General features: G+C 65.0%; 9 protein-coding genes and 1 pseudogene. 3 read left to right on the forward strand and 7 right to left on the reverse strand.

The window, feature by feature from the left end; all coding sequences use genetic code 11:
• Together A5906_RS43630 and A5906_RS01455 are read right to left on the reverse strand one after the other, a co-directional pair.
• A pseudogene (locus A5906_RS43630) lies at positions 1 to 228 on the reverse strand (quinone-dependent dihydroorotate dehydrogenase); the annotation flags it as partial.
• Positions 225 to 569: a DUF952 domain-containing protein gene (locus tag A5906_RS01455; RefSeq protein WP_080133507.1), complete on the reverse strand. Its 345-nt coding sequence runs from the start codon at positions 567 to 569 to the stop codon at positions 225 to 227. The gene A5906_RS01455 and the pseudogene A5906_RS43630, both read right to left, overlap by 4 nt.
• 306 nt (positions 570 to 875) lie before the next feature.
• Here A5906_RS01455 and A5906_RS01460 point away from each other — a divergent pair, with 306 nt between their 5' ends.
• Both A5906_RS01460 and A5906_RS01465 read left to right on the forward strand, forming a co-directional pair.
• Positions 876 to 1529, forward strand: a complete 654-nt coding sequence (locus A5906_RS01460; protein ID WP_136614866.1) for a S24 family peptidase — start codon at positions 876 to 878, stop codon at positions 1527 to 1529.
• A gap of 89 nt (positions 1530 to 1618) precedes the next feature.
• Positions 1619 to 2371, forward strand: a complete 753-nt coding sequence (locus A5906_RS01465; RefSeq protein WP_080133508.1) for a carbonic anhydrase — start codon at positions 1619 to 1621, stop codon at positions 2369 to 2371.
• A 72-nt stretch (positions 2372 to 2443) separates the two neighbouring features.
• On the opposite strand, the gene A5906_RS01470 is transcribed toward A5906_RS01465, so the two are convergent.
• From A5906_RS01470 to A5906_RS01490, 5 genes are all read right to left on the reverse strand, one after another.
• Entirely contained in the window at positions 2444 to 4087 is a 1644-nt protein-coding gene (locus tag A5906_RS01470) for a lysine--tRNA ligase (protein WP_080133509.1), read from the reverse strand.
• Positions 4088 to 4266: 179 nt separating this feature from the next.
• The gene (locus A5906_RS01475) at positions 4267 to 5202 is read right to left on the reverse strand and encodes an ABC transporter substrate-binding protein (RefSeq protein WP_080133510.1); all 936 of its coding nucleotides are present in this window, start codon (positions 5200 to 5202) and stop codon (positions 4267 to 4269) included.
• 90 nt (positions 5203 to 5292) lie between these two features.
• Positions 5293 to 5883 carry an SCO family protein gene (locus A5906_RS01480; RefSeq protein ID WP_063686459.1) on the reverse strand — a complete coding sequence of 197 codons (591 nt, stop codon included), beginning with the start codon at positions 5881 to 5883 and terminating at the stop codon, positions 5293 to 5295.
• Positions 5884 to 5904: 21 nt separating this feature from the next.
• Positions 5905 to 6099 (reverse strand): hypothetical protein, encoded by a 195-nt coding sequence (locus tag A5906_RS01485; protein WP_080133511.1) that lies wholly within the window; start codon positions 6097 to 6099, stop codon positions 5905 to 5907.
• A gap of 145 nt (positions 6100 to 6244) precedes the next feature.
• Entirely contained in the window at positions 6245 to 6766 is a 522-nt protein-coding gene (locus A5906_RS01490) for a hypothetical protein (RefSeq protein WP_080133512.1), read from the reverse strand.
• A gap of 284 nt (positions 6767 to 7050) precedes the next feature.
• Here A5906_RS01490 and A5906_RS43635 point away from each other — a divergent pair.
• Positions 7051 to 7719, forward strand: a 669-nt coding sequence (locus A5906_RS43635; protein WP_245326551.1) for an FAD-binding protein, incomplete at its 3' end; no start/stop codon positions are given.

The raw sequence follows: 7719 nt of genomic DNA on the forward strand, positions 1-7719 counted from the left end.
GAGCCGCAGCAGCGCGTCCGGCACCTCGGCGCTCTTGTCGAAGCCCGCGGCCATGCCGATCGGATTGGGGAAGTTGAGGCCGAAGGCGCGCACCGCGAGCTTGGCATCGTCGGGGCGCGGCTTGACCGGCGGCAGGAAACGGAGGCCCTGGATCGCGAGGCGATGCGCGTCCTCCGGATCGAGCCAGCGCAGCACCGGCAGCGAGAAGGCGTCGAAAGCGCGGATCACGGCGCGAGCTCCGGAACGTCATGCCCGCCATCGGAGCGCATGTTGAGATTCATCACGGAGATGACGGCGCCAAGATCGAGCTCGCCATAGAGGTGCGGGAACAGCTCGTCATTGCGCGAGCGCTCCCAGCGCAGCTCGCGGCCCAGCGTATCGCCGTCGACCTCGACCAGGAACAGCGCCCGCTGCCCGAAAAAGTGCTTGCGCAAGGTCTCGGGAACCTGGGCGGCCGTCGAGAAATGAATGAAGCCGTCGCGCGCATCGTCCGCGCTGCCCTGGTACACGCCCTGCCGTTCCGCCTCGCGCCAGGCCGAGGCCGGACAGATTTTGTAGATCTTGACCACCGCTTACGCAGCCCTGTTTGCCCTTTGAGACAGCTCTTTGAGTCTCTTGGGTTTTTTCGTCTCTTGGGGTCCCTTAAACCCCGGGCGCGACCGTAAAGGCCGCTCCTTCCGAACTCAAGACTTAGAGCCTATTCAGTCTCGATGAAACCGGAACGCGACTCCAGATTTCTGTTTTGACGCGTTTTCCTTGCGACGCACGGGGATTGCTTCGCCCGGCAGCCGCGTTTCCGCCACCCCTTGCGCGAAAAACGGAAAACCGGTTGATTTGAGGACAGTTTTCCTGAGTTGCGACAGGCTGGACCTTCCATGGTCAGACAGGCCAAAGCGCAGAGGATGCTAACTCACGACCAGATCTGGGTCGCGCTGGATCGGCTGGCGGCGCGTGCCGGGCTGTCGCCATCAGGCCTTGCCAAGCGCGCCGGACTCGATCCCACCACCTTCAACAGGTCCAAGCGCGTCACCCCTGATGGCCGCGAGCGCTGGCCCTCGACCGAATCGATCGCGAAGGCGCTGGCGGCGACCGGCGACTCGATCGACACCTTTGCAAGGCTGGTCGACGAGAACGCAGGCGACGGCCGCTCGGTACCGCTGCTCGGCCTCGCGCTGGCCGGCGCGAGCGGCGCTTTCGACGAGGCCGGCCTTCCGTCGGGCAAGGGCTGGAGCGAAGTCGCGCTTCCCACCGCCGAGGACAGCCAGACGTTTGCGCTGGAGATCGCGGGCGATGCGCTTGCGCCCGCCTATCGCGACGGCGACGTCATCCTGGTCTCACCCGGCGCACCGATCCGCAAGGGCGATCGCGTCGTGGTGAAGACCAGTGCGGGCGAGGTGACGATCGCAACCGTGAAGCGCCGCACGGCCAAGGCGCTGGAATTGCAGCCGCTCGATGCCTCGCAGGCCGAGCGGACGATGGCGACAGGCGACATCGGCTGGATCGCGCGGATCGTCTGGGCCCGCCAATAGTTCGATGCGCGATTGCCATTGCGACTCACCATCCCTCTCGCCTAGGTTGCGCGCGAAATTGCCGATCAAATTCATCCGAGGGGGATACGATGAATCGCCGTCACGCATTGAAAGCGCTCGCGGGTCTTGCGCTTTGCCCGCTGTGCAAGCCAGCCTTTGCCGCCGAAGGCGCGCATTGGAGCTATGAGGGCACCGGCGGTCCGGGCAAATGGGGCGAGCTCGATGCCGCCAACAAGGCCTGCGCGGTCGGCCTGCAACAATCGCCGATCGACATCGAGACGACGGTGAAATCGCAATTGCCCGCACTGAAGCTGAACTGGGGCAAGAGCGCCGACACCATCGTCAACAACGGGCACACGATCCAGCTCAACTTCGCCGAAGGCAGCACGCTCGCGCTTGGCGACGTCAAGTACAAGCTGCTCCAGGTGCACTTCCACCGGCCGAGCGAGCACATGATCGGCGGCAAGAATTTTCCGATGGAGGCGCACTTCGTCCACCGCAACGATGCCGGCGGGCTCGCGGTGGTCGGCGTGCTGATGGAGGAAGGCAAGCCGAATGCGGCGTTCGGCAAGATCGTCAAGACCATGCCGGCGGCCGAAGGCCCCGCGGTGAAGGCCGATGCGAGCATCGATCCGCACGCCATGTTGCCAACGAAGCTCAGCTATTACCGCTATCCCGGCTCGCTGACGACGCCGCCCTGCTCCGAGGTCGTGGAGTGGCTGCTGCTGACCACCCCGGTCCAGGTGTCGGCTGCCGACGTCGCGGCGTTCGCAAAGCTCTATCCGATGAACGCGCGCCCGGTGCAGAAGGATAACAGGCGCTACGTGCTGCGGTCGATTTGAAGGAATAACTCGTCGTCCCGGCCTAGTGCGCAATTGCGCACGGGGGCCGGACGGCGCGGGAGAGTTGCGGCCTCACGCGCTCCTTGCCAGCGCGCCGTCGATCATGTTGACCGCGTTCTGCACGCCGTACACCGCGACGAAGGAGCCGAAGCGCGGGCCTTTCTCCTGGCCGAGCAGGACCTGGTAGAGCATGTTGAACCAGTCGAGCGTGACGCCGGGACGGCCGTCCTTGCCCTTCTTGACCTGGTCGAGGAACGGCTCGCGGCGGCCGATCTCGTAGACGACGTTCTGGATGTCTTCCGCGGACGCTTCCTGCGGAAGCTGCGAGAGCGCATCACGCAAGTCCTGCAGCGCGGCGCGCTCGATGTCGGTCGGCACGCGGAACTGCTTCGTCGGCGCGACGAAGTCGCGATAATAGTTGATGGCGTAGCCGACCATCGCGTCCAGCTTCGGATGCGTCTGCGGGCTCACGCCAGGACGATAACGGCCGATGAAGCCCCACAGCGTCTCGGCGTTCTCCGCGTTCGACGACGATACCAGCGTCAGCAGCAGCTGGAAGGTGACGGGCATATCGCCCTGCGGTGGCTTGCCGTTGTGGATATGCCAGACCGGATTGCCGAGCTGCTGCTTGCCGTCCTGCTTCGGGAAGCCATCGATGAACTGCTGATAGTCGTCGACATTGCGCGGGATGACGTCGAAATACAGCCGCTTGGCCGCCTTCGGCTCGCGGTACATGAACAGCGACAGCGATTCCGGCGAGGCGTAGCGCAGCCATTCGTCGATGGTCAGGCCGTTGCCCTTCGACTTCGAGATCTTCTGCCCCTGCTCGTCGAGGAAGAGCTCGTAGTTGAAGCCTTCCGGCGGCGTGCCGCCGAGCGCCTTCGCGATCGCGCCGGAAAGCTTCACGGAGTCGATCAGGTCCTTGCCGGCCATCTCGTAGTCGACGCCGAGCGCCACCCAGCGCATCGCCCAGTCGGCCTTCCACTGGCACTTGACGTTGCCGCCGGTGACGAGCGTCTCGACTTCCTGGTTCGTATCGGGATCGACATAGGTGACCGTGCCGGCCGCGACGTCGCGGCGGATCATCGGCACCTGCAGCACGACACCGGTGGTCTTGCTGATGGGGAGGAACGGCGAATAGGTCGCGCGGCGGTCGGGCCCCAGCGTCGGCAGAATGATCGCCATGACCTTGTCGTAGGCAGCTAACATCTTGAGCAGCGTCGCATCGAAGCGGCCGGACGTGTAGTAGTCGGTCGAGCTCGCGAACTCGTAGTCGAAGCCGAAATGATCGAGGAAGGCGCGCAGCCGCGCATTGTTGTGGTGGCCGAACGAAGGGTACTCGTTGGAGAACGGATCCGGCACCCGCGTCAGCGGCTTGCCGAGATAAGCGGCCAGCATCTCCTTGTTGGGGACGTTGTCGGGCACCTTGCGAAACCCGTCCATGTCGTCGGAGAACGCGAGCAGGCGCGTCTTGATCTTGTCCTCGGTGAGCACGCGGAAGGCATGGCGCACCATCGAGGTGCGCGCGACCTCGCCGAACGTGCCGATATGCGGCAGGCCTGACGGGCCGTAGCCGGTCTCGAACAGCACCTCGTCCTTCGGACTTTTCTTCAGCCGCGCGACAATGGCCTTCGCCTGCTCGAACGGCCAGGCGTTGGATTGTTCGGCGAGCGCACGCAGGTCGCTCGGGCTCATGCTGGGATCGATAACGGACATCAAGGGGCCTCCGGGCCGCGGAAAATAGCGATTTCCGGGCAGAATGCAATTTTGTGGGCGGTGTGGCTTCTCACGCCGTCATTGCGAGCGATGCGAAGCAATCCAGAATCTTTCCGCGGAAACAGTCTGGATTGCTTCGTCGCAAGGGCTCCTCGCAATGACGCCGGAGGGAGCAGAAGCTAAAACGGGCTCACCGAGAAATAGCGCAGCCACAGATCCGTGTAGCGACCTTTCTCCCAGACGCGAAACAGGGCCCAGTTCAGGGCCTGGCGCAGCACGTCGTTGCCCTTGCGGACGGCGATGCCGATGCCTTCGCCGAAGAAGCGGCTTTCGACGAAGGGGCCGCCGGAAAAGGCGCAGCAATCGCCGGAATCCGTGCCATTGATCCAGAACGCCAGCGAGATGGCATCGCCGAAGATGAAGTCGACCTCACCCTTGCGAAGGGCGGCGCGCATCGCGTCGTCGCTCGGATAGGGGTGCAGCTCGGCGTCGGTGAACATCGCCTTCAGATAAGCCTCATGCGCGGAGCCCGCGATCACGCCGACCTTCTTGCCTTCGAGATATTCGGGGCGGATCTCCGGCATCACCGCGTCCTTGCGCGAGACGAAGCGCGCCGGCACGCGATAATAGGGATCGCTGAAGTCGACGCGGGCGCGCAACTGCGGGCTGACCGCCATCGAGGCGATGATGGCATCGCCTCGGTTCGAGGTGAGTGCATCGACCAGCGTCTCGAAGCGGCGCATCTGCACCGTGCAGGTGACCTTGATCTCCTCGCACAGGGCGCGGGCAAGATCGACGTTGAAGCCGGCCGGGTTGCCGTCGGCGCCGGTGAAGTTGAACGGCGGATAGTCGGTCTCGGTCAGGAAGCGGATCACGGTCAAGCGCGACAGGTCCGGCCGCTCCGGCCGCCGGCGCGGGTCCCAGAAGCCGGGCACGGCCTGGGGGGCCCCCTGGGGCGAAGTTTGCGGCGTCGCCTGGGGGGCTGCAGGAGGCTGCTTGGCCGGGGCCTGGGCGTTGGCGCCGGAGAGGCCTGCGAACAGGCAGAGGCCGGCTGCAAGCCCTGCCAGCAAGCCACGGACAGATTTGAACGATTTCGCCTGTTGCGATGGAGCCATCGGCCGAAAGCAATGAATTTCGTTGGGATCAGAGGGCCTTATAGACCATCCACCCGGGAACGCGAGCGCCGATTGCGGTCAGGGTGAAGCTCAGAGATACCGCTTCAGGTCCGTCGCGGCCTCTTCCGGCGTGCGCTTCAGGTTGAACGGCGAGACGAAGCGGCCGTCGCGATCCATCAGGTAGATCAGCGCGGTGTGGTCCATGGTGTAGTCGCCGTCCTTGGTCGGGACCTTCTTGGCATAGACCCGGTAGGAGGTGATCACCTTGGCGGTCTCGGCGGGATCGCCGGACAGGCCCTCCAGGTGCGGATCGAAGCTCGAGAGATAGTCCTTCATCGTCGCCGGCGTGTCGCGCTCGGGGTCGACCGAGATGAAGACGGCGTTGACCTTGTCGGCGTCCTTGCCCAGCGCGCGCAGCACCTCCGAGATCTCGAACAGCGAGGTCGGGCAGACGTCGGGGCAGTGGGTGTAGCCGAAGAAGATCAGGGTCGGCTTGCCCTTCAGGCTCTTGTCGGTGACAGCCTTGCCGTTCTGGTCAGTGAGCTGGAACGGGCCGCCGATCGCCGCCGGCTGCGCCACCTTGCTGACCCCGCCCATGGCCCAGAACATGATCAGGAGCCCGAGGACGAGACTTGCGGCGAAGGCTGTCGCGATCACCAGCGGGCGGGCGGCGGAGCTCATGGACTGAAACTTCCTGTCGGGTCAGAAGCAGGCGGCGAAGCCGGTCCTGATCATTTCGAAGAACACCTGGGTGCCGTAGTGGAACCACAGCGCCAGCGCGCCGAGCAGGACGAGACCGCCGATGCCTGCGCCAGCCCACAGCAGCACGGACGGCGTCCGGCCGGCAGTGGGCGAATTGTCCGATACAGGATGGGCCGGATGCAGTGGTTGAGCCATGACAACGACGGGGGCGAAGGCCCCAGGTTCCCTGGCTTTCAGATAGGCTTTAGCCCGCCCGCGGGCAAGGCGCCGCCAGTAGTCAAGGCGCCGCCAGCAGGCACAGCGCCGCTGGCGGGCTCGACGATCCCGTCACGCCTTGATGTCAGTGAAGCAGCTGGCCCCGGGCGGATTCGAGCTGTTCCGCCTGCGGCAGAGGCCGGCGTGCCGGCTTGATCGCCGAAGCCTGGGCGTCCATGTAGCAGGGCTTGTACATGGCCTGGAGCTGCCTGCCCTTCAGGAAAAGCATGTGCGGGGTCAGGCCGCCGCGCTGGCTGATCCAGCGCTTCACCTGCGAGGGATACATCGCATAGAGCATCTGGGTCGCCTCGGGATTGGTGATGGCGCGGCCATTGGCGCCGAAATCCCAGGCGGCGTGGAAGCCGAGCGTCGCGCTCGAGGTCACGCAGATGCGGTCGTGCGGGATGGCGCCGAGGACGATGGTGCAGGCCGAGGCGCAGAGGCCGTCGATGATGACGGTTTCGCCCGATTGCCTGAGGTCCTGGTATTTGTCGACGTAGGTTCCAATCCGGCCACCGCGGTCATCCGCGATCCGGACGACCGCGTGGGAAGCTCCCATGCCCGCGATCAAGAGTACCGCCGCAAGCAACCCCGTCAGAAACTTCATTGTCCCCCGCCCCAGTCGAATTCGAATCTGCGTGTCAGGTGGTGATGCTCAGCTAGCGTCCGTCGTAACCGCGGTTTTGTCTAGGCAGACCGGCTCGCTCAAAACAAATTCAAATCCAGTGTTGCGTCGGCGCTGCACTTCTGTCGGTCTCTATCCCAAACTGGAACAAGTTAATGAGGTCTTACGCGTCGCGCCCTTGATCTCAGTTACGACCGCTGGCTTCAATCCGGGCAACTACAGGGGGGAACCCTTGGAGAGGGGAAGAAACTTGGAGGGGGAAACGCATGGCTGAGGAAACGGACGTCATCGTCGTCGGCGCCGGGCTGTCGGGGCTCGTGGCAGCCACCGAGATCGCCGATGCCGGCAAGCGCGTGATCGTGGTCGACCAGGAAGGCGAGCAGTCGATCGGCGGCCAGGCATTCTGGTCGTTCGGCGGATTATTCCTGGTCGATTCGCCGGAGCAGCGCCGGCTCGGCATCAAGGATTCGTTCGACCTCGCGATGCAGGACTGGCTCGGCACCGCCGGCTTCGATCGCGACGAGGATTTCTGGCCGCGCAAATGGGCCGAGGCCTATGTCGCGTTCGCGGCGGGCGAGAAGCGCGACTGGCTGCGCGCGATGGGCCATCGCATCTTCCCCGTGGTCGGCTGGGCCGAGCGCGGCGGCTATGACGCAATGGGCCACGGCAATTCGGTGCCGCGCTTCCACGTCACCTGGGGCACCGGGCCCGGCATCGTCGAGCCGTTCGAGCGCCGCGCGCGCGAGGCGATGAAGAGCGGCCGCCTGACCTTCAAATTCCGCCATCGCGTCGACGCGCTCTCCCTCACCAATGGCACCGTGGACGGCGTCAGCGGCGCCGTGCTCGCGCCCGACAATGTGGAGCGCGGCAAGAGCTCCTCGCGCAACGTGGTCGGCGAGTTCGCGCTGAAGGCGCAGGCGGTGATCGTCGCCTCC

The sequence above is a fragment of the Bradyrhizobium sacchari genome (assembly GCF_002068095.1).
Classification (GTDB): domain Bacteria; phylum Pseudomonadota; class Alphaproteobacteria; order Rhizobiales; family Xanthobacteraceae; genus Bradyrhizobium; species Bradyrhizobium sacchari.

Excerpts from the sequence above, each read along its gene's own strand:
- A5906_RS01485 (WP_080133511.1), bottom strand. The coding sequence starts at position 6,099 with ATGGCTCAACCACTGCATCCGGCCCATCCTGTATCGGACAATTCGCCC.
- A5906_RS01460 (WP_136614866.1), top strand. The coding sequence starts at position 876 with ATGGTCAGACAGGCCAAAGCGCAGAGGATGCTAACTCACGACCAGATC.
- A5906_RS01465 (WP_080133508.1), top strand. The coding sequence starts at position 1,619 with ATGAATCGCCGTCACGCATTGAAAGCGCTCGCGGGTCTTGCGCTTTGC.
- A5906_RS01475 (WP_080133510.1), bottom strand. The coding sequence starts at position 5,202 with ATGGCTCCATCGCAACAGGCGAAATCGTTCAAATCTGTCCGTGGCTTG.
- A5906_RS01480 (WP_063686459.1), bottom strand. The coding sequence starts at position 5,883 with ATGAGCTCCGCCGCCCGCCCGCTGGTGATCGCGACAGCCTTCGCCGCA.
- A5906_RS01470 (WP_080133509.1), bottom strand. The coding sequence starts at position 4,087 with ATGTCCGTTATCGATCCCAGCATGAGCCCGAGCGACCTGCGTGCGCTC.
- A5906_RS01490 (WP_080133512.1), bottom strand. The coding sequence starts at position 6,766 with ATGAAGTTTCTGACGGGGTTGCTTGCGGCGGTACTCTTGATCGCGGGC.